This is a genomic window from Mesorhizobium sp. M7A.F.Ca.CA.002.09.1.1 (genome assembly GCF_003998555.1).
Taxonomy (GTDB): domain Bacteria; phylum Pseudomonadota; class Alphaproteobacteria; order Rhizobiales; family Rhizobiaceae; genus Mesorhizobium; species Mesorhizobium ciceri.
On the sequence record NZ_RZRR01001463.1, the window covers coordinates 1 to 718 of the forward strand.

General features: G+C 60.6%; 1 protein-coding gene and 1 pseudogene. Both read right to left on the reverse strand.

Features of this window, described 5'->3' with window-relative positions:
• Window positions 1-463 (reverse strand): FtsQ-type POTRA domain-containing protein (locus EN994_RS34015; protein ID WP_127308288.1); only part of this gene is annotated, 463 nt, incomplete at its 3' end.
• A pseudogene (locus EN994_RS34020) lies at window positions 451-718 on the reverse strand (D-alanine--D-alanine ligase); the annotation flags it as partial. The gene EN994_RS34015 and the pseudogene EN994_RS34020, both read right to left, overlap by 13 nt.

Sequence of the window (718 nt, forward strand, 5' to 3'; positions counted from 1 at the left end):
CTTCCAGCGTATGCGGATAGACCTTGCGCACCGCCGCGACCTCGATCCACGGCAAGGTCGCAATTCGTTCCCGCGCGGCCTCGGCATTAAAGCCGATCAGCGACGTCCAGCCGTCGAGTTCAAGCCTGTCGAGTATATCGATTTCCGAGGTCTGGCGATTGCCCACCACCTTGACCTGATCGACGGCAAATCCGGTACGGGCGGTGATGCTCTGCACGATACCGTCGACATGACCGCCGAGATAGGCGCCATAGGCACTGCTCGAGAAAATCAGCACGGCCGACATCATGGCCGCGGAAAAGCGTGGCGCCTGGAATTCTCCGACACCGAGGCGCGCCATAATGCGCACCGGGCGGCGCAGCATCCGCGGCAGCACGAAATGGTCCAACGACAACGACAGGCCGAACAGCGCCGGACCGGCCGCGCCCCTCTCCCTACCCTGTCCCCATTTCAACGCAGACACGAAGCGTCCTCCACCATCCAACTCAACAAATCGCCAAACGAGTGCCCGGCATGGGCGGCGATTTCAGGCACCAAGGACGTCGGCGTCATACCCGGCTGGGTGTTGACCTCGAGCCAGACAATCTCGCCGTTTTCGGAATGCCGATCGTCATAACGGAAGTCCGACCGGGAAACGCCCCGACAGCCGATCGCTTGGTGAGCCTTGAGCGCCAGTGTTTGTATTTTTTGGTAAATATTCGGTGAAACTTTTGCGGGG